We start from the raw sequence: 26,084 nt of genomic DNA, 5'->3' as shown, positions 1-26,084 counted from the left end.
GGTCCTAACTCTTTTCTTGTTGCGTTCTTGCCCGTTTAGCCCCGATCAGCCTCCAGCCTGTTAACAATGCCGACACAAGACAGATGGAGGCAGACGTCATAAAGACTACATGCATGCCTGCCAGAAAAATTTCAGGGTGACCCGGAACCAATCCGGTGACCCGATAACCAGCCTCTTTACTCATAATATAAAAGAGAATGGATGTGGCCAGCGTAATCCCTACAACCATACCGACGTTGCGCACCAGCGAATTAACACTTCCGGCTGAGCCGAGCTGTGTGCGGGGTACCTTGGACATAATCAGCGAGTTGTTCGGCGATTGGAATAAACCACTGCCAATACCCAGCATGGCAATCCACAGACCGACGAGCGGGATGGAGCTGCCTGCATGCAGCTGGGCTAATCCAATTTGGGCAACGACCATAACGACCAGCCCGGCGAAAGTGAGCAGTTCAGACCCGATTTTATCGGAAAGCGCACCGCTGAGCGGGGCTACAATAACCATAGAGATGGGGAACAACATCAGCAGAAATCCGGCATAAAAAGGCGACAAGTTCAGCATATTCTGCGCATAGAAAGGCGAAATGATATTAAAGCAGAAGTTAGCGACAAACACCAGAAAAGCACACAGGATACTGAGTGAGAACAATGGATTTTTGAATAATGCGAGCTGTAACAGCGGCTGCGGACGACGCAATTCCAACCGAATGAATACGGCAAAAGCAACTACAGCCACTACCAGTGAAGCAATAATACGTGCGTCTCCATACCCGACCTGCTGTCCCAGCAACAATCCGACGAACAAGGTCAGAATAAAAATGGCAAACACCAGGCTGCCGGGAATGTCAACCTTATCCTTCACCTTGATCAGATCCTTCGGTAGGAGCTTCCAGCCAAGAAAGACAGCGACCAGGCCTATCGGTACATTGACCCAGAAAATGTATTGCCAGCCCAGCGAGGAGACAATAATACCGCCCAAGCTCGGCCCGGCGATACTGCCCAGAGAAACGAAGGTTCCGATGAGGCCAAGCGCTTTGCCCCGTTCAGTGGACGGGAAGATATCTGTTACGATCCCTTGGCTGTTCGCCATGGTCATGGATGCTCCAATGGCCTGAATGATGCGCGAAATCAGCAATAGGGAGAGTGAAGAGCTAAGACCGCACAATAGGGAGCCGAGAATGAATATGATTGTGCCGATTTTGAATATTTTGATTTTACCGACCATATCCCCCAGCTTGCCAAAAAATAAAATAGCGGTACATATCGCCATTAAATAGGCGGTTGTCACCCATTCAATTTGTGCCACAGGTAAGTGTAACGTGCGGGACAACACAGGAAGAGCAATATTAACAATGCTTCCATCCAAAGTGGACATAAACGTAAACAGATTTAAAACAATCAAAATCATCCAACGTTTCTTCTGAACTTCGATATTCTCTTGATAGGTTGCAACAGTTGTAGCAGTTGAACTCATTATGAACACCTCTTTATCGTTGAAAGCCCTTTTTATTAGTTGCATGCGCAACTAAATGAACGGTTCTAGTGTACAGCAAATTAGTTGCGTGCGCAACAATAGTATTGTAAACTTTGTTTTGGTCCCAGCTGGGGATTGCCATTTTCAAGCCAATGAGGTGTATTTGATGAGAAAAAAACCGATTGGAAAGCTAATTTCCCACCTGTACCGTCGAAATCAAAAAATACTGTCCAAAAAACTGGCTCCTTATGGAATCGGCAGTGGGGGACAACACAGTTTCCTAAAGCTGATTTTGCAGCGGCCGGGCATTACACAGGAGCAGCTGACGAATGAACTTAAATTTGACAAGGCAACCACGACACGCTCTGTAAAACAATTAGAGGAATCAGGCTACATTGAACGTAAAACGGACCCCAATGATCGTCGTTCCCAACTTGTGTCTCCTACGGCCAAGGCGTTAGAATTCGCTCCTGTCTTACAAGGGATATTGGACGAGCTCAATGCTGGTCTTGCCCGCAATTTATCCGAAGAGCAAGAGGACCTTCTAATCGACTTACTGCAAAAGATTAGTACAGATCCTGACGAATAAATAAATCAGGAGTTAGCATAGAGGATCGGCGGGTAAAAGAAAAAGGAAAAAAAGAAAAAAGAAAAAAAGCAGCTATCACAGAGAATACCCAGTGGTGGCTGCTTGGTGCAATCTAAAGGTTTATTGCACGGTAGAAATGATCCCGCTATATGGCATTCGCAATTCAGTCCAAGCTAATCCCTTCGAACGCATTCATGACTAATTGTCGGACATAGGTATCGTCTAATGGATAACCAGTTACCAGCAATCGATAAAAAATCGGCCCATAAATGAGATCGATACATAATTCAACATCGAGATGCTCCTTCAATTCCCCGCGCTCAATTCCCCGCTCAATTAGATGCCTGGCTTCAAGTCTTCGAGGATGAAAATATCGTGTTCGGTATGCCTCTGCTAATCCTGGATCAAGTTGCCCTTCACCAATTAACTCCGTAATGATTTTACCTTCTCGACTGATTAGGAACCGTACTAAATTCGTAGCATGAATAAGAATATCGTCCAATACACGACCTGTGTCGGGTACGGGCAATCTTGCCATGGTAGCTGATAGGAAACCATCCATTACTACGGCAGCTTTGTTAGGCCACCATTTATATATGGTGGCTTTGCTCACTTTTGCTCGCTCAGCAATTTTTTCTACCGTAACAGCCCCAAATCCTTGCTCCAACAGTAGTTCATAAGAAGCGGTAAGGATAGATTTTTGCGACTCAACATTACGCGGACGTCCTCTTTTACTCTGCACTGGAATGCTCACCTTCTTACATAGATATAAGAAAACATAGAAAAGTAAACTATACGTTCAGTATATCAAATATCAGGTAAGAATAAAAATTTGAATTTGCCTATTTACAAAACGAAACGTTCAGTATATTATTTGATTATCAAATTAATGAACTATACGTTCAGTATTTAAATTATTGAGGAGGATTATCATGCAAAGAGAACAACAAGCCGTAGAAGGTAACCGTATTTCAAATTGGATGATGTTTCTGTTGGCAGCAGCATGTGGCCTTATTGTTGCCAACCTTTACTATGCTCAAACTCTGGTAGGGCCTATTCATGTGGCGCTGGGTCTTTCTTCCACAACAGCGGGCTTCATTGTTACCTTAACTCAAATCGGTTATGTTGTCGGATTGCTGTTTATCGTACCGATTAGTGACATTATTGAAAATCGACGTCTAATGATCGTATCGCTCATCATTACAGTCTGTGCATTGCTCGTTGCTGCCTTCGCCCCCAATGCCACGTTGTTCCTTACTGCATCCTTGTTCATTGGAGTTGGATCTGTAGTTGCCCAAATACTGGTGCCGTATGCTACCTATTTAGCATCCGAAGAGCAGCGCGGCCGGGTTGTAGGGAATGTTATGAGCGGACTCCTGCTAGGGATTATGTTCGCACGTCCATTGGCAAGCTTCATAACCAGCATCTGGGGATGGCAAGCCGTATTTATTATGTCAGCCATTGTTTTGACGTTGTTGACGATTCTCCTGTCGAAAGCACTTCCGGAGCGCAAGCCTGTGCCTACGGTATCTTACAGTAAACTGATTTTCTCACTAGGTACTCTGTTCAAACAAACGCCTGCACTGCGCCGGCGTGCCCTGTATCAAGCCTGCTTATTTGGCGCCTTCAGCCTGTTTTGGACGGTTGTTCCTCTACGCTTGGCGGATGATTTCGGCATGTCTCAGCAAGGGATTGCACTGTTTGCTTTAGTAGGTGTAGGCGGCGCAATAGCTGCTCCGATTGCCGGGAGATTGGCTGACAAAGGCTGGAGCAAAGTATTAACCGGGCTAGCTATGGTCATTGCCGCCTTGTCCTTTTTGGTCATCTATATTTTTCAAAGTCATTCGACGGTTGCGCTCTTCCTGCTCTTTATTTCAGCCATTACACTGGATATGGCTGTATCGGGAAATCTTGTGCTTGGACAGCGTGTTATTTACTCCTTGGGAAGTGAAGCGAGAGGGCGTCTGAACGGATTATTCATGTCTATCTTTTTCATAGGTGGAGCGATTGGATCATCATTAGGTGGTTGGTCTTACGCATTAGGTGGTTGGAATTTAAGTGCTCTGATTGGAGTCATCTTGCCTGTGCTGGCTTTACTGTACTTTTTCACTGAGAAAGAAACGAGTGGAGACGTACGAAAGAAACAAAACGGGTAAAGATCATCTTTAGGCTATGCCGTACGCAAAAGCATGATCATTAAAATGGCTGTTCCCAAGAGAAAACAAAGGGGCGAGTAGAGCACGGTGTCCCATTTTGCAAAAACAGTTCCTTTTTTTCTCTTGAAGAACCCAACCCATTTGAAATCTCCTATTGAACGTAAAATAAATAAGCTCGACAACAAGTCTGCACCGTAGGAATAGAAGGAATGAAAAAACCGAAATGGTGCAACTCCCCCTAGCTGCAGGACGAACCAAGCGGCTAAAGCTAGTAAAAAGGCAACAATTGATGTCCCTATTTTGGAGGGTTTAAAGAGCAAATCCGTTCCCGTGCTTGGGATCGCTGCCTTAGCGCCTGTTTGTCCGCCGAATACCCAATATACATGCATGCCGCTCAGTATAAATAAAATTCCGCCAACTGCCCATGTAAGTAACTCCAACATCTGACTTCCCTCCTTAATTTGAAATCCACTCTGTCCAAATCATATGAATATGTTGCTGAATGGCTTCTTCACTTAACGTCTCTTGCTTGTGACGCTCATACCAACCCAAGTAGTAATGGTACAATATCCATGATCTCTGAAAGGCTTTTTCTGGCTGCATTCCCTTCTGGATTAAAAGCTCTTTCATAAACTCCATTCTCATCTGTTCAACTTCATCGAGTAAAGCACGGTAACTATCATCCTTCAATGACAGCCTGCGTAGATAAAACAGAAAATCTCCCCGTTTCGTCTTGCCGAACATCTGGGTTAGCACTTCTCGAATCCGCTCATCTGCGGCAGCATAGGTGATGGACGCGGCCATAACCTGTTGCGTCGTCTGTGCCTTCCATGTCTCTACAATCTGTCGAATATAGCTGCTGCGATTGTTAAAATACCAATAAAAACTGCTCTTACTGCACCCTAAAGCAGCGGACATTTTTTCAACAACAAGTTGATCGATTCCACCCTGCTCAAAACGTTCCATTCCTTTTTGAATCCATTGTTCTTCTGTGACAATAATCTTAGGCATCTCTCGCGCTCTCTTTCTGTACGGTATCGTCTAGATAAAATGATTTTACAATAGTTTTAGTGGTGTGTAAATATAAGCCGATTCGTCTCCACAGCCAGATGATCAATAACGGGCATAAAATTACATAAACGCCCACTTGAAATACCTGTGAATTTGAACTATAATGCTGTAGCATATAGTAATATTCAAGGCATTGACCAAAGACATGATTTCCTTGAAGGGCCGTTCAGAGAGAAAAGCCAAGGCTGAGAGCTTTTCCGGCAACCGCATGTGAAGTTACCCCTTTGTAGCCGTGACGTTGAACGTGTAACTGTTTAAGCTGGCAGTAACATCAGTAAGCGCCCACCGATTTATCCCCGTTAACGGATACCAATGGAGGGCCACGCAGGTCGTGCATGAGCATGTTCCGATGAACATGAATGTACGTACAGTAGCGAGCCGAACTAGGGTGGAACCACGAGCTGAACGCACTCGTCCCTTGAGGGAGAGAGGCGTTTTTTTGCGTTCAATTTTGATATAGCACACAATTTGAAATGGAGGCTTTAATCGTGAGTATTCAAGTGAAATTGCCGGATGGAGCCGTACGCGAGTACGAGCAGGGTGTATCCATCGCCGACGTGGCGGGTTCGATCAGCTCCGGTCTGAAAAAGAATGCAGTAGCAGGTAAAGTGAACGGGAAGGCTGTAGATCTGAACACCGTTTTGGATCAGAACGTTGACCTTGAAATTATTACGCTGGACAGTGCGGACGGCCTGGAAATTTATCGTCACAGTACAGCGCATTTGCTGGCACAGGCGCTCAAACGCATTTACGGTGAGAAAAACGTTAAGCTGGGTATTGGTCCGGTCATCGACAGCGGCTTCTACTATGACATTGATATCGAAAACCCATTGTCCGTTGACGATCTGGCGAAGATCGAAAAGGAAATGACGAAGATCGCGCAGGAAAATCTGCCGATTACACGTCGTGTGGTCAGCCGTGAGGAAGCCACTCGCATTTTTGGTGAACTGGAAGATCCATTGAAGCTGGAACTGATCCGTGATTTGCCGGAAGAAGCGGAAATTACGATTTATGATCAAGGCGAATTTTTTGACCTGTGTCGTGGTCCACATCTGCCATCAACTGGCCGCATCAAGGCTTTCAAACTGTTAAGTGTAGCGGGTGCATACTGGAGAGGCGATTCCAACAACAAGATGCTGCAACGGATCTACGGAACAGCATTCCCGAAGAAAGCGCAACTGGATGAGCATCTGCACTTGCTGGAGGAAGCGAAAAAACGCGACCATCGCAAGCTGGGTAAAGAACTGGAACTGTTCATGTTCTCCGAAGAAGCACCGGGCATGCCGTTCTACCTGCCTAAAGGTATGGTTGTCCGTACTGCGCTGGAAGATTACTCCCGTGACATTCAACGTTTGCATGGCTATGAGGAAGTACGTACACCGCTGATGATGAACAACCGTCTGTGGGAACAATCAGGACACTATGACCATTACAAAGAAAACATGTACTTCTCCGAAGTAGACGAAACTACATTTGCTCTGAAACCGATGAACTGCCCGGGGCATATGCTTGTGTTTAAAAATGAACTTCATTCTTATCGCGATCTGCCGATTCGTATATCCGAATTTGGACAAGTGCATCGTCATGAGCTGTCCGGTGCGTTGAACGGTATGATGCGTGTTCGTACATTCTGTCAGGATGATGCGCATATTTTCGTGACACCAGAACAGATTGAAAAAGAGATTACAGACGTAATCAAGCTGATTAACGAAATGTACAGTGTGTTTGGCTTTGAATTCACAGTGGAATTGTCCACACGTCCAGATGACTTTATGGGTGAGCCAGCGCTGTGGGATCAAGCGGAACAAGCCTTGCAAAACGTGCTGGATCATCTGGGCATGAACTACCGTATTAATGCGGGAGATGGAGCATTTTATGGTCCAAAAATTGACTTCCACATTCTCGATGCGCTCAAACGCAGCTGGCAGTGCGGAACAATCCAATTGGACTTCCAAATGCCTGAGAAGTTCGACCTCACTTATGTGGGCGAGGACAACCAGAAGCACCGTCCAGTCGTTATTCACCGTGCCATCTACGGTTCGATTGACCGCTTCATGGGCATTCTGACTGAGCATTTTACAGGTGCATTCCCATTGTGGTTGGCTCCTGTTCATGCGAAGCTGTTGCCTGTATCCGAGAACTATATCGAGACTGCCAATGAGGTGCAGGAAGCGTTGCTGAAAGCGGGTCTGCGCGTCGAAGTGGATACTCGGAATGAGAAGCTTGGTTATAAAATCCGTGAAGCGCAATTGGAGAAGGTTCCATACATGTTCGTTATCGGGGAAAATGAAAAAACAACCGGTACTGTAGCTGTGCGTAAACGGGGCGAAGGCGATCTGGGATCATTCAGCATTGCGGACATCGTAGAGAAAATCAGCACAGAGATTCACGAGAAGCAGTAATATTGGATTAAAAAATATATAAAAGAGCCGTCAAAACCATGATCATAGTGGTTTTGACGGCTCTTTATTTATACATCATACATAAGTTCCTAAGCTCCAGCACGAGAGAGGGAACAGCCTCGATTGAATGCTTTAGTTATCCTGTGCCTGTATGCCTAGCACGTCTGCGACCGAGAAGTGGCGTGATCTGCGGGGAGGGAAAGTGCCTTCAAAGCTGACTCCTCGGCTCGTTTGACCGAGGCCTCTTCCACATCCTGTTCCTCGCTAAGCGATAAAATTTCGCCACGCAATTTGAGCATTTTCTGATCCAGTTCGTAGGTTGCACGTGCAGCTTCGGTCAACCCGTTAACCACGTGTTCGGGCACTTTCTTATCAAACTTATAGTACAAAATATGCTCCATACTGGCCCAAAAATCCATAGCCAATGTACGTAATTGAATTTCGACCTTAATCCAGCGTGTGCCCTCAAACAGAATCAATGGAATCTCCACAATGACATGTAGGCTCTGATAGCCGTTGGGCTTAGGATGGGCAATATAGTCCTTGACCTCTAGAATCCGAATGTCTTCCCGTGTGCGGAGGTGATCCATCAGACGATAGATATCTTTGACAAAAGCACATACCACGCGCATGCCTGCGATATCATGAATTTCACGCAATATATTGTCCAGGGTGACCTCATGCCCTTTGCGCCGAACCTTTTCCACAATGCTGTGGGGTTCTTTGATCCGGGTTTTAATGTGCTCAATCGGGCTAAAACCATCTATCAGTTTCCATTCCGTCTGGATCAGCTTAATTTTATTCTTTAACTCCTCCAGAGCGAGTTGATAAAGGACGGGAATCTTTCTCCATTCCTCTAGTTGCTTGGCGTCAACACTGTTCTGGTCCAGCTGTAGCTGAAATTCCTGCAAGGGCAAAGGGACAGCATTCAAGTGCTTCCAATCCGGTTCATTCACAGAGCATTCTCCTAAATGAGGCTTACGATGTCCTCGATCTATTTCGTAAAAATGGATTACCGTATATATTGTACACTATGTCAAAACGTACAGGCAAAGGAGAGACGGACAAAGAAATAAGAAATAAAATAATAATTATAGTGGTAAAACCGAGTAATCCGATGTATAATTGCAAAAATGCTGATTTAAAGCATTAAATTTTTTCGAAAATAGCACAAATGTTGAGTAGTCGTTATTAGATCAAAAATATAAATTACAGAAAATGAGGATGAGCAAAATGGCAAAAGTAGAAAGCTTTCAATTAGACCACACGATTGTAAAGGCTCCTTATGTAAGAGCAGCGGGAGTAGAGCATGATGAAAAAGGAAGCACGGTACAAAAGTATGACTTGAGATTTCTGCAACCGAATGAAGACGCACTGCCAACAGCTGCTGTACATACGCTGGAGCATTTATTGGCGACGTATCTGAGAGACGAAATCAAGGGAATTATTGATATTTCACCTATGGGCTGCAGAACGGGATTCTACTTGATTTTATGGAATGAACACGAGCCTGAGGAAATTGCACTTGCTTTGGAAAAAACGTTGAAGAGAATTCTGGAAACGACAGAAGTCCCGGCTGTTACTGCTTTGGAATGCGGGAACTATAAGGACCATTCTCTTTTCTCCGCGCAGGAATATGTGAAGATTGTGTTGGAGGCTGGCATTAGCCGCGATCCTTTCAAAAGAGTATTTTAAAATCTATGATTTCAATAGACCTATCTCATCAGACAGCAGTAGTGACAGGCGGTAAGTCGGGTATAGGCAAGGGGATTGTAGAGCTTTTCATTCAAAGTGGAGCTAAGGTGATTTCTGCTGATATTTCTTATGAAGAGCCGTATAGAGTGATCAATTCACAGTTGGTTGAAACTCAATTGGACATATCTAAGCCGGATGATATCGAAAGATGGTGCGATCTGCTCATTAGCAAATCAGGAGTTCCTGACATATTGGTGAACTGCGCAGGTACTTCTACGATGGATTATGTCATTGATAGTGAGTTGGCTGATTGGGAGAAAGTATTTTCGATCAATTCAACCGGGCTGTATGTAGCGTCCAAACGGTTTGCCAAGGAAATGGTGGATGCGCGTAAACCGGGGCGAATTATCCAAATTGCTTCACAGGCTGGAAAAAATGGATATCGGGCTATGGGCGGATATTGTGCATCCAAACATGCGGTTCTCGGCTTGACCAAGGTGATGGCCATTGAGCTTGCTCCGCATCAAATTTTGGTGAATGCGGTTTGTCCAGGTATCGTAGAAACGCCGATGAAGCATCGTGAGCGGATTGAAGGGGGCGTCATTCGCGGAATGACCGCCCAGGAGATATATGAAGAAGATTGTTCGCAGGTACCATTGGGGAGAACCGCCGAGGTAGAGGATGTCGCCAATGTGGTGCTGTTTTTGGCAAGTCCGCTCTCCGCATATATGACAGGACAAGCGATTAATGTTACAGGTGGAATGACGATGCACTAGCATACTAGCATGATCTGGGGGAAAACAACATGAAGAAATCGTTCGTTTTACTATTAGGGATTAGTTTATTACTCGTAGCCGCAGGGTGCGGTAATAAAAGTACAGACAGTAATGGCTCCAGCTCCGCTTCCGGTGCGGAAACGCAAAAGGTAGTCATTGGCTCCATGGGGTCTGACGCGCAGATTTGGAAGCATATTGCTCAATCCCAGGCCGCCAAGGATGCCAAGCTGGATATTGAAGTAAAGGAAATTAACGGTGGAATCGAAACGAACAATGCGACTAAACAAGGCGATGTGGACGTAAATGCATTCCAATCGTGGGCGTATCTAGTGAGCTATAACAAAGAGAGCAAAGCCGATTTGAAGGCGATAGCCACTACTTATCTGGAGCCGATGGGGATTTATTCGCAAAAGTTCAAAAGTATTGATGAAGTGACCGACGGAGCGTTGGTGGCTCTGGCGGACAATCCGGCGAATACAGCAAGAGGTTTGAAGCTGTTGGAAGCATCCGGTTTGATTAAACTTAAAGCTGACTTTAATGATGCTTTAGGTACAGTCAATGATATTACGAGTAACCCTAAAAACTTGAAATTTGAACTCATCGACGACAAAACTGGTCCACGCGTGATTCAAGATGTAGGCTTGGTGTTGATCGGGAACACGATTGCTTTAGAAGGCGGTCTGAATGTACTGAAGGATTCCTTGTTCCACGAAGAGATCAGTCAGGCAACAAAGAACAATATTAACGTTCTGGTAACTTCATCAGATAAGGCAAACGATAAGGGACTACAAAAATTAGCGGATCTCTATCATAACGAGGATACTCAAAAGTACATTAAGGATGAATTTGGCGGTACCAAAGTAGAGGTTAAAGAACCTGTTTCTTATTTGGAAGGACAAACTGCAAAATAAACATAAAAGAGGTCAGCCAGTTTTCTGGTTGACCTCTTTTATTCGTTAGAGGCTTCTACTGGTAATTTCAGTAGTCGTTTTGCATTTGAGCATGGGTTTCGGCTCGATAATGTTTGGGAGAGAATCCCTTTACCTTTTTAAAAATTTTTGAGAAGAGTAAAGGGTCATTATAGCCGACTGAACGGGAAATATCGCCTATCGAAAGTTCAGCGTTACCCATCATTTCACAAGCTTTGTTGATCCTGTAGCGAATCAGATAGTCCTGAATGCTTGTGTTTACTCGTTGTTTAAATAACGAACATAAATAACTCCGATTGAGTCCGATAAAATTTGCAATATGCTCGATGGTAATTTTCTGAGCATAATTCATTTCGATAAAATCCTTCACTTTTTCAACGTAAATTTCCGCCCGACCTTCCTTTTGTCCAGAGAACGTTGCCGGACTGAACTCAATTAGCTCCGATAACATTGAGTAAAGCAGCCCGGCCAATCTGGTTTCCCGAGCTTTATGATACCCACTTGATTCGTTCATTTGCTGCAAATACTGATAAATCAAATGCTCTCCTTCAAAGTAGAGGATTGGGGACATCATCGTCAGGCCTGCCTGCTTGAGGAGTGTTTCTGCCAGTGCCCCGTTAAAACCAAACCAGCAATAAGACCAAGGATTCACTACATCGGCTTGATAATAAGTGATGACTTGCGGGCAGATTAGGAACCATTGTCCTTTCCGTAAGCGATAACTGAACCCACCGACCTCGAAGGTACCCTCCCCGTCCAAAATATAATGGAGCAGATAGTGATCTCTTATAGCAGGTCCAAAAAAGTGACCGGGTATGCATTCCTCTATGCCAAACTGAGTTAGATACAATTCAGAGTGCTGTTTACTACGTGGCAAATACTCAATCACGGTATATCTCCTTATGTAAATTATCAAGCATTATAACATAAACAGTGAGTACCATGCCATGTACTTCATATCTAAAATTAATATATGATTTCTATAGAACCTATTGCTATATCATTGAATCTTATCAAGCTTTACACCATATGGACTTAGTTGATGGCTGTTACAAAAGGGTTGTTCTAAGTGCCATTTTAGGTGTGGATCTCCGATGATTATTATCTAAGAGAGGGGTTATTTTCCCAATGGGTATCATTGTTCAAGAGCAACCGGGGCTGTTTCATTTGCAGTCGTCGGGCATGAGTTATATTATTCAGATTGTCGATGGATTTCCTGTGCATGTATACTGGGGAGACAGGTTGAAGCACCGTGAGCCCATGGCTGATCTATTGCTTCACACTCCCGCGACGGCTGGATTAGATCGGCTGCCGCAAGAATACCCGCAGTATGGGAGTGGAGACTTCCGTACACCGGCGTATCAAGTAGAGCTTGAGGATGGAACACGCATCACGGAGTTAAAGTACGATGGTTACCGGATCATTAAGGGAAAGCCATCTTTACCCGGGCTTCCGGCCGTTTATACCGAGAATGAAGCCGAAGCGGATACGTTGGAACTGGAATTAAAAGATGCCTTTTCAGGTCTTAAAGTTGTTCTTCTTTACACCGTCTTCGCGGATCGAAATGTAATCGCTCGTTCGGCTCGTTTGAGTAATGCGGGGGGACAAAATCTTCGGCTCCTCCGTGCACTAAGCGCCAGTGTCGATTTCGCGGGGAAAAGCGATTTAGAGTTCATGTATCTTTCGGGAGCATGGGCACGGGAAGGGAATATTACCCGCAAACCGATTTTGCAAGGTGAAACCCGAATTGATAGTAAAAGAGGCATGAGCAGCCATCAGCTCAATCCTTTTACTGCATTAGTCACGCAGGAGACCACGGAAAGCCAGGGTGAGGCATTCGGCTTTAGTCTTGTGTACAGCGGAGGCTTTGAGGCGGGAGCAGAATTAGATTCATTTGGCTCTACACGGTTTAGCATTGGCGTAAACTCGTTTGACTTTTCATGGTTACTGAATCCAGGGGAGAGCTTCCAAACGCCAGAAGCCGTTATGGTATACTCCGGTCAAGGGCTGGGAGAAATGTCGCGTACATATCATCGCTTGTATCGGACTCGGCTTTGCCGAGGTAAATATCGGGATGAAGAACGCCCTATTCTGGTCAATAACTGGGAAGCTACCTATTTTGACTTCAATGCGGATAAGTTGGTATCGATAGCGAAAGAGGGGGCTGAGCTAGGCATCGAACTCTTTGTCCTGGATGATGGTTGGTTCGGCAAACGGGATTCTGACAATTCGTCTCTCGGTGATTGGTACGAAGATCGCCGGAAGCTGCCAGACGGACTGGCCGATGTCGCGAAACGCATCAATCAATTGGGGCTTAAATTCGGGCTCTGGTTCGAGCCGGAAATGATCTCTCCAGACAGCGAATTGTACCGCAAGCATCCAGACTGGTGTCTTCACGTTCCAGGACGGCGGCGTAGCGAAGCCAGATGGCAGTTGGTACTGGACTATACTCGCAAGGAAGTGCGCGATTACATCTACGATTCGCTGGCTGCCATTTTCTCCAGTGCTCCAGTCTCTTACGTGAAGTGGGATATGAATCGGTGCCTGACGGAAATTGGTTCCGCTGATCTGCCGCCGGAACGCCAATCCGAGACTGCCCATCGCTATGTTCTTGGATTGTATGAGCTGTTAGAGCGCGTCACCACCGAATTTCCGCATATTCTTTTTGAGAGTTGCTCAAGTGGTGGAGGACGTTTTGATCCAGGCATGCTTTACTACATGCCTCAAGTCTGGACTAGTGATAATACCGATGCGGTGGAACGCCTGAAGATTCAATATGGAACTAGCCTTGTCTATCCCGTAAGCGCCATCGGAGCCCATGTGTCGGCCGTTCCGAACCATCAAGTTGGACGCATAACGCCCCTTGATTTCCGAGGTGATGTCGCCATGTCTGGAAATTTTGGATATGAGCTTGATCTCACGAAATTTACTGATGAGGAAAAAGAGACGGTTAAACGTCAAGTCACAGCATACAAGCAGATTCGTGGCTTAGTACAGAAGGGTGACTTGTATCGCTTAAAGAGTCCGTTTGAACATAACGAGTCGGCTTGGATGTTTGTTTCCGAAGACCAAGAGGATGCCATCGTCTACTATTTCCAAGTGATGGCTGTTCCGAATGCACCTTGGCGAGCCCTGCGCCTTGACGGACTGAATCCAGAACTCGAATATGAAGTTCAGTCTGGAAATAGCGGGGAAAAGTCTATCCATGGGGGGGATAGGCTTATGAAGTTGGGCCTCCCTCTTGTCTACAGACAGAAAGACTATGAAAGTGGATGGTTCAGGCTTCGGGCCATAAAGTCCAGCAAGGCTTAGGGCTTAAAGGATCAGTACAACAGTACATTGGCGAAAGATAGAAAACAATTGATTGAGTTATGCATGCCCCTTTTTATATGAAAAGGGGCATTTTGCGCGCAGCAGCCGTACTGATCGGGGAGGGCAAGCCATGTTTTTTATACGAATGATGAATGATATGAAACTAAGGAAGAAGATGACGCTTACATTCATTTCGGTAGCTGTTCTTCCCTTGCTGTTATGTGGCCTGTTTCTGACGGGAAAACTCCGAGAGGCCGTCATTAAGGACGCTTTTATGCAAGTATCCAACAATGTCGATCGGGTCCAAAATCGTACAGAAGAACTGATTAAAGTACCACTGGACATCTCGTATCGGCTAACCAATGATAACCGGATGAAAATGGTGGCTAGCCAGAAGTATGACAGCTACATTGAAGTCATTCAGGCTTACCGGGAGTATACAGGTATTCGTGACTACCTCCAATTGTACAAAGAGATATCCGGCATCCGAGTCTATGTTTCTAATCCTGGAGCATTGAACAACTGGGAATTTATTCAGCCGGACGAAAGAATCACAACCGCAGATTGGTACAAGGAGGCTATAGAGCAGAAAGGATTGGCTGGCTGGAACTTAATCAAGGATGAGAGGGACGATGCCGATTATCTCAGCCTGATTCGTTCATTCGCAGTGAATTCACTAGGGCAAAAAGGAGTATTGGTCATCAATGTTAGTAAGCGCCAATTAAATTCAATCCTGAATCAGGAATCGTTCCCTACCTTGATCGTGGATAACCGGAATCAGATCGTCGCGTCCAATGAAGCAGAGTTGTTCGGGAAGAATCTATCTGAAATTCATGTCGACGAGAATATACTTTACCAACAGGAAGGAAGTTACAACACACTCATTAATGGAAAAGCGTCAAAAGTGGTGATCGCAAATCTAACTCCACAGAACAGCTGGAATGGACTTCGCATTATTTCCGTTTTTTCCGTTTCCGAGATTACCCGAGATGCCAATCAAGTGATATGGCTCGGCGGAGTCGTGATCACGGCCAGCCTGATATTTGCAGCCTTACTTATCTATGCTTCTGCTTCGCTACTATCCAGAAGGCTTCTTCGCTTGAGCAAGCATATGACCCAGGTAGGGGCGGGCTCATGGGAAACCTATCTCCATATCGACGGAAAAGATGAAGTTGGTCTACTATCGAAGGAATTTAACGCGCTCGTCAGTAACGTAAACCATCTGGTCCAGGAGGTTCAAGAAACGAATCGTCAGAAAAGTCTGGTGGAGCAAAGACAAAACGAGATCAAGTTCAAAATGCTGGCAAGCCAGATTAATCCGCATTTTCTCTTCAATTCTTTGGAGTCCATCAGAATGGAAGCCCACATTCGCAAACAGGACGATATCGCCAAAGCAGTATGGCAGTTGAGCGCGTTGTTACGCAGCAGTCTGGAGGCCGGTAACGACAAGATTCCGCTGCGTAAAGAGCTTGAGCGGGTGTGCTGTTATCTTGATCTTCAAAAGTTCCGGTATGAAGAGCGTTTGGAGTATCGCTTAACGGTTGATCCGGATTTGGAGGAAATGTTGGTTCCACCTCTGATTATCCAACCATTGGTGGAAAATTCTATTGTACATGGTCTGGATAATCAAGCAGAAGGAGCTGTCATTGAAGTGAAAGTAAAGGAAATTCCGGAGGGGGTCCGAGTTATGGTATGTGACAACGGCGCCGGTTTCACAGGTGATCGTCTCGCCCTTGTACGAGAAGAGCTTGCTGCATCCGTACATGAGCAGGAGGTCCAGCGAATTGGATTGCGAAATGTAAACGATCGTCTTGTCTTATTGTATGGGACCTCTAGTGCCTTAAGCATTGAGAGCGAGCCGGGGAAAGGCACTTGTATTCAGTTTTTCATACCTGGGGGTGAATCCAAATGATTAAGGTAGTTATCGTTGACGATGAGCCGAAGCTTCGTCAAGGCCTTCAAACGCTGATTCCATGGGAGAGTCTTGGGTTTACCGTTACAGCTACGGCAGCCAATGGAAAAGAAGCATTGGAAGTCATCCAGGAAAAGTCCCCCGATGTCGTAATCGTCGATATCCGCATGCCGGTTATGGATGGCTTACAGTTGATTGAGCACTTGAGATCTGACGGTCATCATTTACATTTTATGATCCTCAGTGGATATGCCGACTTCGAGTATGCCAAGCAAGCGATCAAATACGGGGTGTGCGGCTATCTCCTTAAACCGGTGGACATTGGTGAAATGTCGGCCAGTTTAAAACAGATACGCGAGCGGATCGAAGAGGAGCGCCTTCAACGGGAGTGGCGTAAGAAGGAGGTTATAAATCGGGATTTATACCTGCACAGCCTGCTCGTCTCTCAAGAGAAGACGGAAGATCCCACCAAGTTGAGAAGTAAGGCAATAGAAGCGGACTTATTGTGGCCCCACTACGAAGTCGTGATCGTCTACCCGCGTGTTTCTGAAGTAGACCGTTCCGATGTCGCATACCAGCTTTCGAATGGATTGAAGGCAACGATCGAGGGGCAGATGATGGGGCTTGTCACAGTAATCCCGCCGTATACGGTCCTTTTGCTCAACGAGCCGCTGCGTGGAAGACAACGACGCGAAACTCTGTACAACGAGATTCGTAACGCTGCGGATAAGGTCCGGTTCGCCGCTGCAACCGGAGGGGGAGTAACTGCTCCCGAAGATATTTGCAAATCTTTTTTAAAGGCCCAGGAAGCGGTAAAACGATCCTTTTTCAGCGAGAAGAACCGACTGCTAGATCCGTATCCTTTCTTTTCTCCTTCGCTGGCTTCCCCCGGATTGTCTGTCGATAAAGCTGAAGAAACGATGGAGGAATTCATCTTCCGCCTGTATTACAGTCTGGAAGTAGGAAACCAGAATGTCATACTACCATTGTTGAACGAGGTGGCAGCATTTTTTCTCCAACAGGGGCAAGATGAAAAGTCGATCAAAGAGTCGTTCTTCTTTCTATCCAATGCGATCATTCACAAGCTGACCGCGGGGTTCTGTATCGAGTTGAAAGAGACGGAGGAAGTTTCCCGTTTTTTGAATGGGATATACCAGCATGATCACCTAGATGACCTTTTGGAAGAGACCTACCGTTTCCTGCTAGCTTTGGCGAAAGACTCCGAACCTCGTGGAAAGGAGCAGGAATTCAAAAAAATGATCGACTTTATTCACAAGCATTATGCAGACAACCTGAGGCTGGAAGCGTTAGCCGGACTACTAAACTATAGTACCGCCTATTTGGGCCAGCTCTTTAAGAACAAGACAGGGGAGTACTTTAACACCTATCTGGACAGAGTCCGTATCCACAAGGCAAAGGAGTTGCTGGATCAGGGAATGAAAGTTTACGAAGTCGCTGAAAGCGTTGGCTACACAAGCGTCAACTACTTTTATAGCAAATTCAAAAGGTACGAAGGCTGTTCACCGTCGGAATATAGAAATCCATAATTTGTGGATGATTTTTCCCGAAATCCGTTATCTGGGCTCGGACTCTCCTCTGTTTTATGATGGATTTTAAGAGAGGGGATGAGAAAATGAAAGCGGTAACAGCAAATTCGGAAAACGTATACAAAAAACCGAAGAGGAATGCTTGGAAGGTATTTAAAAGCCAAAGGTATCTTTACTACATGTCTATTCCGTTTGTTATTTGGGTCTTCGTCTTTCAGTATTTGCCGCTATGGGGCTGGACAATGGCATTTCAGAAATACAGACCCGGTTTGAGTTTTTTTGAACAGAAGTGGGTGGGCTTGGAGCATTTTCGTACTTTGTTCCAAGATGATCATTTCTACCAAGTACTGCGGAACACGTTGGCTATGAGTCTTATGGGACTGGTCGCTGGTTTTATTGTACCGGTTGTCTTTGCTCTATTGCTCAACGAGGTCCGCATACAAGTGATAAAACGTTTTGTTCAGACCGTATCTTATCTGCCACACTTTGTTTCATGGGTGGTTGCTGCAGGCATCGTCACCAAAATGCTTTCAGCGGATGGCGGTGTCGTAAACGATATGCTCATGGGTCTAGGCATCATCGACCAGCCAGTCCAGTTTATGGCCCAAGGTAAATTATTTTGGTGGGTTGTAACTTTCGGAGACATCTGGAAGGAAACAGGTTGGAACGCCATTATTTATCTGGCTGCCATCGCCGGTATTGGTCCTGAATTATACGAGGCTGCGCGGGTGGACGGCGCTAGCCGATTCCAGCAAATGTGGCACATTACGCTGCCGGGAATCCGGCCGACCATTATCATTCTCCTGATTATGTCTATTGGCCATCTGCTCGGTACGGGATTCGAGAAACAATTTCTGCTGGGCAATCACCTGGTCATCGATTACTCTGAAGTACTTGATTTGTATGCGCTTAATTATGGTCTGGCGATGGGACGTTACTCTTTCGGAACGGCCATTAATATTTTCAATTCGGTGATCAGCCTAGTCCTATTGTTTGCGGCTAACGGAATCTTTAAGCGCTATACCAACGAGAGCATTATGTAAGGAGGAGAATGGACATGGAGGCTGTCAAAAGCACTACGCCGGTCGGCGGATTAAACAACAAGCTTCAGGCGAAATCACCACAAGACCGAATCCTGGGGGTAGTTGTTTATCTTTTCATGATTGTGGTCACCGTTCTGACGATCTACCCGTTCTTAAATGTGCTGGCTATCTCTTTTAACGATTCGGTAGACACCATTAGAGGGGGAATCACCATCTGGCCAAGGCAATTTACGTTGAAGAATTACGATTTGATTTTCACCTATGAGGGGTTAATCACTGGATTCAAGATCTCCTTTCTGCGGACCATCATTGGCACCGTAGCGGGTTTGGTCAGCGGCTCGATGCTTGCCTATACACTTGCCCGAAGTGATTTTCAAGCTAGAAGGTTCATCTCCATCTTTCTTGCTGTCACTATGTATGTTTCCGGGGGGTTAATTCCAGGTTTTATCCTGATGAAGGAACTGCATCTAATTGATACATTTGCCGTCTATATTTTACCAGGTCTTGTAAGTGCGTTTAACGTCTTCATTATTCGTTCCTTCATTGACGGCCTGCCTTATGCGTTACAGGAATCAGCCAAGCTGGATGGTGCCAACGATTTCACAATCTACTGGCGCGTTATACTTCCTCTTTGCAAACCGGCATTAGCGACCGTAGCGCTCTTCTTGGCCGTTGGGCAATGGAACTCTTGGTTCGATACTTATCTGTTTAATGGGTCCAATGAATCGTTGACGACCCTGCAATATGAATTGATGAAAATTTTGCAAAGTACGACAACAAGCGCAACCAATTCCCAGGACGCTGCCAATATGGCGGAGCGTATGGCACAGGTATCCCCGGAATCGGTTAAAATGGCAATTACCATCATTGTTACCGTGCCGATTCTTATCGTCTATCCTTTTTTACAAAAATATTTTGTTAAAGGTATGACGCTTGGAGCAGTAAAAAGCTAAAACGAAGCAGCAAACATTCATTATACAGGGAGGTTTCGCTCCATGAAGTCAAGAAAAAACAGAATGATCGTATCTTTCGTAATGTCACTGACTTTAGTGGCTACCCTAGCAGGGTGCAGCGGTAATAATCCGTCTGAGGCTACCAAGGCCGTAACTACAGGTGACATCACGCTTACTTATTTTTCGGAAGACTCCAGCACGAATTGGAATAATATGAAGGATGAAGTCGGCAAGGTCATCGCGGAAAAAACCGGAGTAACTCTAGATGCTGAATTCGCTGTCGGCGACCCGGTCCAAAAGATTTCATTGATTGCAGCCACAGGAAACTATCCTGATTTAATCGCTGCTAAGGCGGATGTCGGCAAACTTGTCGATGCTGGCGCAATCATTGATTTGACGGATTTGATCGACAAGCATGCACCAAACATCAAAAAAATGCTAGGAGACAAGCTTGTTCGGGCGAAGTACAGTTTAGATGACCAATCCATCTATGTTATTCCGACCTGGTCCGCTGTCGAAGAAGAAAAAATCAAACCCGACGTAGGATTTAAACTCCAACACCGTGTCGTCAAGGAAGCGGGATTCCCGGACATTCGTACAGTACAGGATTTCGAAAAAGTCATTAAGGACTATATAACCAAGCATCCGACGGACGAAAATGGCAACAAAAATATCGGACTGTCCCTAAATGCCGACGATTGGCATATGTACCAGGTAACCAACTCAGGTTTCCAAACTACTGGGGGACCAGACGACGGCGAGTATTACATTGATCAAAAAACACACCAAGCGACTTATCATTTCCGCCGACCGGAAGAAAAGGAATATTTCCGTTGGTTAAATCACATGAATGCCATTGGATTGCTTGATTCGGAAAGCTTCGTGCAGAAGACCGATCAGTTTAAGGCAAAAGTGGCTTCTGGCCGCGTACTGGGTCTAGCCGATCCAGAATGGGACTATGGCGATGGACAAAATGCACTGAAGGCGGAAGGCAAATTCGACCAGACTTACGGTCATTACCCAGTCACCATGAGCAAGGAGTACAAGGATACCAACTTCTGGCTGCCTGGTTTTGATGGGGGATACGGAATTTCGATCTCAAGCAAGTGCAAGGACCCGGTACGCGCTATTAAATTCCTCGATTTTCTGGCATCGGAAGAGGGTCAAGTCCTGAATAACTGGGGAATTGAAGGCAAGCATTACACGGTTAAAGACGGCAAACGGACGATTATTCCGGCTGTACTTGAACGGATGAACAATGACAATGCGGCTTTCCAAAAAGAGTCCGGAATCGGTCTATATTGGAACTTGATGGTCCATTATGGTGATGGCATCAAGGACTCAACTGGCAACTATTTTACTCGTAGTTATCCGGAACTGCTGACGGCGACTTATAACAAGTCGGAGAAGGAAGTTCTGAAGGGCTATAAGATTGAGCACTGGAAGGATCTATTCCCGAAGGAAGATGAATTCCAACCGAGAGCATACGGAGCAGCTTACACGATGTCTCTTCCCAATGACGATCCGGCTGTTATTCTCGGAGCCAAGATGAAGGATATTACATGGAAACGAATCCCGGAAGCTGTCATGACCAAGCCGGAAAACTTCGACAAGGTTTGGGATGCCTATATGGCAGAACTGGAGAAAGCCGGAGTACAAGAAATGGAAGAATCTTTTACCAAGCATATCCAAGACCGAATTAAACTGTGGTCCACTAACTAACTTGATTCACATAAAAGAACAGGGCCGTTTCCACTTTCCTGCCGGAAAGGAGACGGTCCTTTTTCATAATGGTTTGCCATAGACAACTTTTGCTCAAGGCACAAACAAACAGCGGCTACCCCGGATATTTTAGAGGTGGCCGCTGTTTGTTTAAAGTAGACTACTTCGTTACTTCATGACGCTGACGGGACGGTATAGTTACGGATACGGTAATTCTCATAAAAGCGCCTTACTCCGCTTTATTTTTGGATAAAGTAAGCAGGTCTTGAGGAAGCTCATCCCTCGTGATCACGTAATCGCTGTTGAACACTTTTATGAGATGATCCAGGGAGTTATATTGTCCATTGCGGATGAAGTCGCCCGTCCACGTAGTGAAAAAGAGCCAATGCGCTGAATATGTTTGAAGCAATTCGGGATCGCTAATCGGGCCGTTTTCAGACAGACCAACCAGCTTCTTACCCTGCACGAGATTTACCAAACTGTCGTACTTGCCAATACTTGGGCTATAATTAGCCGCCTGGTTGTAGATATCCACACTTACAATATCGACGACATCATCCCCTGGATACCAGTCGGGACTCTCGGAGTTCCATACCCAGATCAGGTTGTTCAGGTGATGGTAGTGTGTTAGGCGGTCGTACATGATACGGTACAGCTGCTTGGCGGAGTCTGGACCTTGGGCGCCCCACCAGAACCATTTGCCCTCCGCCTCGTGCAGCGGTCTCCACAGCACCGGAACGTGAGCGTCTTGGAGGCGTTTCAACTGAGCAGCAATGGCATCGATATCCCTTAGGATAAGCTGATACTCTTCCGACTCGGGATGACTAAGTGCATATTGAACGTCGAATGTAGTAGCGTCCGTGTAAAACCCGCGCCACCATTCTTTACCGGGAATATCATACAGTCCCTTAGGAGCATTCCAGTGCCATGCGAATGTGACAAGTCCACCTTCTTGGGCCCATTGAATTGCCTTTTCCACCTCAGTTGAGGTGGCGCCATGCTCGATGCGAGAGGGGGAATAATCCATCATGTCCATTGATAACATGGCAGGATACTTTCCAGTTTGGTCTTTAATCCACTGTGCATCCTCCAAAGTGTGCTGACCGGAAAGAATGTGGCTGCCGTAACTATCCACGAGATAACCCATGAGTGCCGTGGTTTCCGCAGTCGCATTCGGGTTTACTGGCTTTTTCTCAATTTGATGCAGTTTCGGGGGGGACACTGCTGATAGCTTGACGTAGTCGATATGATATTGGTCCGAGTCGACATTGAACTGTAAGATATTGTTTCCCGAATTCAGCATCAGTTTACCGCCGGATACCTCTGTGTAGCTTGCTGTTGTCGGCAGTGATATTTCGCTGGTCTGGCCGTTGACCACCAATTGGGTCTTTTTGTCTCCATTGGGGTTACTGTAACCGATTGCAAGATTGTAAAGCCCGCTTGAAGGTGCATTATAGGCAAAGGTTAACGAACCTGTGCTTTTGAAGGCGGCGTAACCGCTACCCGAATAGCCTGTATCAGCAGCTTCGATCTTGACCTCACCAGTAATGACTCCGTCTTCGGCTTCCATTTTGCTAATTGCAGCAGGCAGATTGGCGAATTCAACCTTCACGTATTCGATCCCGTAATATCCCCAGCCTCTTGCAAAAGTAAGCTCGTTTGTGCCGGCATTCAGCATGATCTTGGTTAATATTTTCTCGTTCACTGCCGCACCTTTCGGAGGAGCAGCCAGCGTTATGTTCTCAGACATTGTGCCATTGACCTCGATGCTGGTATCCTTGGAGCCAGTGCCCGCCGGAATGTAGTAGCCGAGGCTCAGTCTATAAAGACCTGCTGTGGGCACGTTCACTTTAAACGTGGCCGTCCCGTCGGACTTGCCGGAATTTGGGTCGTAGTCATAAAAGAAGGATACATAGCCATCGCCTTTATAAAGCGTATCGCCGGTATAGGGGGTATCCCGTTTTTCTACACCGTAACCTTGAAGAATTGCATCTTTGGAGCTGACGACGATAGAAGAGGAATTGTCATTAGTGGATGAATCTTGACTTGCATTCATCAACGTTCGCCCTTCAACATCGGTGACCAAGTGAGCTGATTCTGCTTTAGCTAAGCTTGGAATTAAATCAAGAGATACCAACAAAAAGGATAAGAGAACAAAACTGAGAATACTGAAAAACCTTTTTTTCCATGGATCTGGCATATGACTCACTCCTTGAATTAGTAGATGATACCGCCTCAATTGACCTGCAACATGCATTACAGAAAACGCTTTCATTATTGTGTACATATGAAGTACGCTTTGAAGTAATCGATGACAGGTGATTAAGGACCAGCTTGCACTTGTAAGCATTTTTTCTTCATTTGTATACGTTTTCAATATTTGGTATTCATTTTTTGGCACCTCACCTCTCTTTAATTTCATCATAAATTAGAGGCGAGGCAGGAACCATACAATGAATTTCGGAGAAAATCATCCTTAAATTATGGATTTTTATACTCCGGTGGCAAGCAATCTTCATATATTCTTTGAGATGTATAACACAAGATTATTAAGGCTATATGGGGTAAGCGGGAAGGATAGTTTCAATTTGTGGTATCATGCCAATAAGAAGATTACCCACATGGAAATGAAAGGGACTAATACATGATTTCTCATCGACTGCTTACCTACGAAACTATTTATCAATTAACGGACCAGATTCATAGGGATCAACACTTGTTATTCTATAGCTATTTAACTCAACGTAAGGAGCAGGCTAAATTTGTTGGTCAATATGTAGATGACAAGCTGACAGGGGTCCTAGCATACTTTTGTGGGCTCTCCTTCCCTGCGTTTTCTTTCCACTGCATCAACCGAGAGCAACTTAACTTTTCAGCTCTTATTGCTTTTACAGAGGAACTCATTCAACTTAAGAAAAATACCGTTTGTGGTACAATCCTGTGTGATTGTGACCTACAACTTTTTCAGTCTCATGGGCTCATAACGGGTAACCCACAACGTTTCTTAACAATGAAGCATAGGGATCAATCGAAACTGCTCGATTCAAACGTGGCTGAGCTAGTTAAGGAAAATGACATTTCAGATATAGTGGATTTATTGCGAAATGGGGGCATGAAATTTTTTACGAGCAGCGAACTTGAACAATATCCTTTCCTTGGGATCAAGGAATGTGGCCATTTTATTGCCGCAGGCGGCTTCCACTTTTATGGTTCTAAGCTCGTGGAGCTCGGGAACATATATACAAGCTCTGCTCACAGGGGGAAAGGACTAGCAAAGCACTTGACGAGCCAACTTACAAAACTGGGCAGAACACTATCATCAGATGTCTATCTGGGAGTACTGGAGGAGAACCAGGCTGCTGTACAACTTTACAAAGGATTAGGATATGAGGTTACGGCTGAGCAAACGATTGTTGATTTTAAACTATCTATTGATTGACGAACTAGGCCAGACTTTGCTTGAATACAATATGGAGAAAAACTCGCCTTTATAGTGGCGAGTTTTTCTTTTTATATCAATCTCATAAGCGTGTTATTCAATTGAATTTTTCGTTGCCTTGTACATATTTTCTACGTGTTCGTCGACTTCATCTCGTGACATTCGTAAGCGAGCCACAGAAGTACCATATCCGATTTCTATTTTCCCCTCTTCTAATCCTTTGAAAATTCCATCTGCGAAGGCATCTAATGGCTCTCCATGCGTATGCAACCCCGCTCCACCTAAATCTGTATTTACTGCTGGCGGGACAACTTCAATTACCTCTACAGACGTATCAGAAAGCTGGTGTCTTAGGCTGATTGTAAAGGAATGAAGTGCCGCTTTCGTTGCTGAATAAATCGGAGCAATCACAAACGGCGTAAAGGCTAACCCAGAAGTGACGTTAATGATAGTCGCCTCTTCTTTTGTTGCAAAATAGGGAGCGAACAACATGGATAGATGGAAGGGTGCTTCAATGTTAGTGGTGATTTCTTTACTGAAATAATCCCAATTGCTTTTTACATCCGTTTTTAGAACGTTAAAGCGTTGTTGGATACCGGCGTTGTTAACTAACACATTTACTTCTGGATAGTTGGCTGTTACCCAATCCGATAAAGCTATACGCTCGGATTCCATATTCAAATCACTTACATGAGTAATAAGGCTAGGCAATTTCTCTTTCGCTTTTTGAAGTACATGTTCACGCCGTCCAGAAACAATGACTTTATTTCCAGCTTTTAAAAATCGTTCTGCAAAGGCTAATCCTATTCCAGTACTTCCACCGGTAATTAGTATTGTATTTCCTGAAAGTTTCATTATATGTTCTCCCCTTTTATTAGTTTTCGTTCTTGTTTCCTGAATGCGTTGTGCCTAAACTGTAACTTTAACTTAGATAAAATTATATATAAAAAAACGGCAGACTAGGATTTTATTCTCACATCCTAGTCTACCGTTATTTATTTTATTTAGTCTGTCTAAAACTTATTTTCGCAAAGAACAGTTCCATCCGGCTATGTGCGCCTCAC

21 protein-coding genes are annotated in these 26,084 nt (G+C 45.2%); 13 read left to right on the top strand and 8 right to left on the bottom strand.

Annotation, left to right across the window (positions count from 1 at the left end):
* Positions 1-4: 4 nt before the first annotated feature.
* Complete coding sequence (locus ACXHJ1_RS03760) at positions 5-1,474, bottom strand: MFS transporter (RefSeq protein ID WP_016819506.1); 1,470 nt, start codon at positions 1,472-1,474, stop codon at positions 5-7.
* Positions 1,475-1,640: 166 nt separating this feature from the next.
* Here ACXHJ1_RS03760 and ACXHJ1_RS03755 point away from each other — a divergent pair, with 166 nt between their 5' ends.
* On the top strand, positions 1,641-2,063 hold the full coding sequence (locus tag ACXHJ1_RS03755) for a MarR family winged helix-turn-helix transcriptional regulator (protein WP_016819507.1): 423 nt from the start codon (positions 1,641-1,643) through the stop codon (positions 2,061-2,063).
* Between the two features lie 163 nt (positions 2,064-2,226).
* Here ACXHJ1_RS03755 and ACXHJ1_RS03750 read toward each other — a convergent pair whose 3' ends face one another.
* Entirely contained in the window at positions 2,227-2,805 is a 579-nt protein-coding gene (locus ACXHJ1_RS03750; protein WP_457905630.1) for a TetR/AcrR family transcriptional regulator, read from the bottom strand.
* Positions 2,806-2,995: 190 nt separating this feature from the next.
* On the opposite strand from ACXHJ1_RS03750, the gene ACXHJ1_RS03745 reads away from it, so the two are divergent.
* Positions 2,996-4,219 (top strand): MFS transporter, encoded by a 1,224-nt coding sequence (locus tag ACXHJ1_RS03745; RefSeq protein ID WP_457905629.1) that lies wholly within the window; start codon positions 2,996-2,998, stop codon positions 4,217-4,219.
* 14 nt (positions 4,220-4,233) lie between these two features.
* Here the strand turns inward: ACXHJ1_RS03745 and ACXHJ1_RS03740 are convergent, their stop codons facing one another.
* Both ACXHJ1_RS03740 and ACXHJ1_RS03735 read right to left on the bottom strand, forming a co-directional pair.
* Complete coding sequence (locus ACXHJ1_RS03740) at positions 4,234-4,662, bottom strand: DUF3995 domain-containing protein (protein WP_457905628.1); 429 nt, start codon at positions 4,660-4,662, stop codon at positions 4,234-4,236.
* Between the two features lie 13 nt (positions 4,663-4,675).
* Entirely contained in the window at positions 4,676-5,230 is a 555-nt protein-coding gene (locus tag ACXHJ1_RS03735; RefSeq protein ID WP_457905627.1) for a TetR/AcrR family transcriptional regulator, read from the bottom strand.
* Positions 5,231-5,778: 548 nt separating this feature from the next.
* Between ACXHJ1_RS03735 and thrS the strand changes: the two genes are divergently transcribed.
* The gene (gene thrS, locus ACXHJ1_RS03730) at positions 5,779-7,692 is read left to right on the top strand and encodes a threonine--tRNA ligase (protein WP_031462781.1); all 1,914 of its coding nucleotides are present in this window, start codon (positions 5,779-5,781) and stop codon (positions 7,690-7,692) included.
* A 155-nt stretch (positions 7,693-7,847) separates the two neighbouring features.
* On the opposite strand, the gene ACXHJ1_RS03725 is transcribed toward thrS, so the two are convergent.
* A complete protein-coding gene (locus ACXHJ1_RS03725; protein ID WP_016819513.1) occupies positions 7,848-8,648 on the bottom strand; it encodes a GTP pyrophosphokinase in 801 nt (266 codons plus the stop codon).
* 277 nt (positions 8,649-8,925) lie between these two features.
* Between ACXHJ1_RS03725 and ACXHJ1_RS03720 the strand changes: the two genes are divergently transcribed.
* The 3 genes from ACXHJ1_RS03720 to ACXHJ1_RS03710 are packed head-to-tail and all read left to right on the top strand — an operon-like array spanning position 8,926 to position 11,074.
* The gene (locus tag ACXHJ1_RS03720; RefSeq protein ID WP_013369209.1) at positions 8,926-9,387 is read left to right on the top strand and encodes an S-ribosylhomocysteine lyase; all 462 of its coding nucleotides are present in this window, start codon (positions 8,926-8,928) and stop codon (positions 9,385-9,387) included.
* Positions 9,388-9,392: 5 nt separating this feature from the next.
* Positions 9,393-10,163 carry an SDR family NAD(P)-dependent oxidoreductase gene (locus tag ACXHJ1_RS03715; protein ID WP_107734798.1) on the top strand — a complete coding sequence of 257 codons (771 nt, stop codon included), beginning with the start codon at positions 9,393-9,395 and terminating at the stop codon, positions 10,161-10,163.
* A 29-nt stretch (positions 10,164-10,192) separates the two neighbouring features.
* Complete coding sequence (locus ACXHJ1_RS03710) at positions 10,193-11,074, top strand: MetQ/NlpA family ABC transporter substrate-binding protein (RefSeq protein WP_016819515.1); 882 nt, start codon at positions 10,193-10,195, stop codon at positions 11,072-11,074.
* A gap of 67 nt (positions 11,075-11,141) precedes the next feature.
* Here the strand turns inward: ACXHJ1_RS03710 and ACXHJ1_RS03705 are convergent, their stop codons facing one another.
* The gene (locus ACXHJ1_RS03705) at positions 11,142-11,981 is read right to left on the bottom strand and encodes an AraC family transcriptional regulator (protein WP_447249728.1); all 840 of its coding nucleotides are present in this window, start codon (positions 11,979-11,981) and stop codon (positions 11,142-11,144) included.
* 239 nt (positions 11,982-12,220) lie between these two features.
* Between ACXHJ1_RS03705 and ACXHJ1_RS03700 the strand changes: the two genes are divergently transcribed.
* The 6 genes from ACXHJ1_RS03700 to ACXHJ1_RS03675 all read left to right on the top strand — a co-directional run bounded on the left by ACXHJ1_RS03700 (position 12,221) and on the right by ACXHJ1_RS03675 (position 21,581).
* Positions 12,221-14,404 carry an alpha-galactosidase gene (locus ACXHJ1_RS03700; protein WP_142613584.1) on the top strand — a complete coding sequence of 728 codons (2,184 nt, stop codon included), beginning with the start codon at positions 12,221-12,223 and terminating at the stop codon, positions 14,402-14,404.
* Between the two features lie 130 nt (positions 14,405-14,534).
* Entirely contained in the window at positions 14,535-16,316 is a 1,782-nt protein-coding gene (locus tag ACXHJ1_RS03695) for a sensor histidine kinase (RefSeq protein ID WP_142613585.1), read from the top strand.
* A complete protein-coding gene (locus ACXHJ1_RS03690) occupies positions 16,313-17,863 on the top strand; it encodes a response regulator transcription factor (protein ID WP_142613586.1) in 1,551 nt (516 codons plus the stop codon). Before ACXHJ1_RS03695 ends, ACXHJ1_RS03690 begins: the two co-directional genes overlap by 4 nt.
* Positions 17,864-17,949: 86 nt before the next feature.
* On the top strand, positions 17,950-18,906 hold the full coding sequence (locus ACXHJ1_RS03685; protein WP_016819520.1) for an ABC transporter permease: 957 nt from the start codon (positions 17,950-17,952) through the stop codon (positions 18,904-18,906).
* Between the two features lie 14 nt (positions 18,907-18,920).
* Complete coding sequence (locus ACXHJ1_RS03680; RefSeq protein ID WP_016819521.1) at positions 18,921-19,859, top strand: carbohydrate ABC transporter permease; 939 nt, start codon at positions 18,921-18,923, stop codon at positions 19,857-19,859.
* 42 nt (positions 19,860-19,901) lie between these two features.
* On the top strand, positions 19,902-21,581 hold the full coding sequence (locus tag ACXHJ1_RS03675; RefSeq protein WP_016819522.1) for an ABC transporter substrate-binding protein: 1,680 nt from the start codon (positions 19,902-19,904) through the stop codon (positions 21,579-21,581).
* 229 nt (positions 21,582-21,810) lie between these two features.
* Here the strand turns inward: ACXHJ1_RS03675 and ACXHJ1_RS03670 are convergent, their stop codons facing one another.
* Positions 21,811-23,781 (bottom strand): glycosyl hydrolase, encoded by a 1,971-nt coding sequence (locus ACXHJ1_RS03670; RefSeq protein WP_193191098.1) that lies wholly within the window; start codon positions 23,779-23,781, stop codon positions 21,811-21,813.
* Between the two features lie 444 nt (positions 23,782-24,225).
* Between ACXHJ1_RS03670 and ACXHJ1_RS03665 the strand changes: the two genes are divergently transcribed.
* Entirely contained in the window at positions 24,226-25,020 is a 795-nt protein-coding gene (locus tag ACXHJ1_RS03665) for a GNAT family N-acetyltransferase (protein WP_107734806.1), read from the top strand.
* A 93-nt stretch (positions 25,021-25,113) separates the two neighbouring features.
* On the opposite strand, the gene ACXHJ1_RS03660 is transcribed toward ACXHJ1_RS03665, so the two are convergent.
* Entirely contained in the window at positions 25,114-25,875 is a 762-nt protein-coding gene (locus ACXHJ1_RS03660; RefSeq protein ID WP_045245053.1) for an SDR family oxidoreductase, read from the bottom strand.
* Between the last annotated feature and the right edge of the window lie 209 nt (positions 25,876-26,084).

Source organism: Paenibacillus sp. ALE2, from assembly GCF_054113385.1.
The sequence above is the reverse complement of the archived record's forward strand: the minus strand, read 5'-3'. Positions and strand labels throughout refer to the sequence as shown.

Coding starts and splice junctions, on each gene's coding strand:
- ACXHJ1_RS03735 (WP_457905627.1), bottom strand. CDS start 5,230: ATGCCTAAGATTATTGTCACAGAAGAACAATGGATTCAAAAAGGAATG.
- ACXHJ1_RS03680 (WP_016819521.1), top strand. CDS start 18,921: ATGGAGGCTGTCAAAAGCACTACGCCGGTCGGCGGATTAAACAACAAG.
- ACXHJ1_RS03685 (WP_016819520.1), top strand. CDS start 17,950: ATGAAAGCGGTAACAGCAAATTCGGAAAACGTATACAAAAAACCGAAG.
- ACXHJ1_RS03690 (WP_142613586.1), top strand. CDS start 16,313: ATGATTAAGGTAGTTATCGTTGACGATGAGCCGAAGCTTCGTCAAGGC.
- ACXHJ1_RS03660 (WP_045245053.1), bottom strand. CDS start 25,875: ATGAAACTTTCAGGAAATACAATACTAATTACCGGTGGAAGTACTGGA.
- ACXHJ1_RS03740 (WP_457905628.1), bottom strand. CDS start 4,662: ATGTTGGAGTTACTTACATGGGCAGTTGGCGGAATTTTATTTATACTG.
- ACXHJ1_RS03700 (WP_142613584.1), top strand. CDS start 12,221: ATGGGTATCATTGTTCAAGAGCAACCGGGGCTGTTTCATTTGCAGTCG.
- ACXHJ1_RS03675 (WP_016819522.1), top strand. CDS start 19,902: ATGAAGTCAAGAAAAAACAGAATGATCGTATCTTTCGTAATGTCACTG.
- ACXHJ1_RS03720 (WP_013369209.1), top strand. CDS start 8,926: ATGGCAAAAGTAGAAAGCTTTCAATTAGACCACACGATTGTAAAGGCT.
- ACXHJ1_RS03695 (WP_142613585.1), top strand. CDS start 14,535: ATGTTTTTTATACGAATGATGAATGATATGAAACTAAGGAAGAAGATG.
- ACXHJ1_RS03755 (WP_016819507.1), top strand. CDS start 1,641: ATGAGAAAAAAACCGATTGGAAAGCTAATTTCCCACCTGTACCGTCGA.
- ACXHJ1_RS03715 (WP_107734798.1), top strand. CDS start 9,393: ATGATTTCAATAGACCTATCTCATCAGACAGCAGTAGTGACAGGCGGT.
- ACXHJ1_RS03760 (WP_016819506.1), bottom strand. CDS start 1,474: ATGAGTTCAACTGCTACAACTGTTGCAACCTATCAAGAGAATATCGAA.
- ACXHJ1_RS03745 (WP_457905629.1), top strand. CDS start 2,996: ATGCAAAGAGAACAACAAGCCGTAGAAGGTAACCGTATTTCAAATTGG.
- ACXHJ1_RS03670 (WP_193191098.1), bottom strand. CDS start 23,781: ATGCCAGATCCATGGAAAAAAAGGTTTTTCAGTATTCTCAGTTTTGTT.
- ACXHJ1_RS03665 (WP_107734806.1), top strand. CDS start 24,226: ATGATTTCTCATCGACTGCTTACCTACGAAACTATTTATCAATTAACG.
- ACXHJ1_RS03710 (WP_016819515.1), top strand. CDS start 10,193: ATGAAGAAATCGTTCGTTTTACTATTAGGGATTAGTTTATTACTCGTA.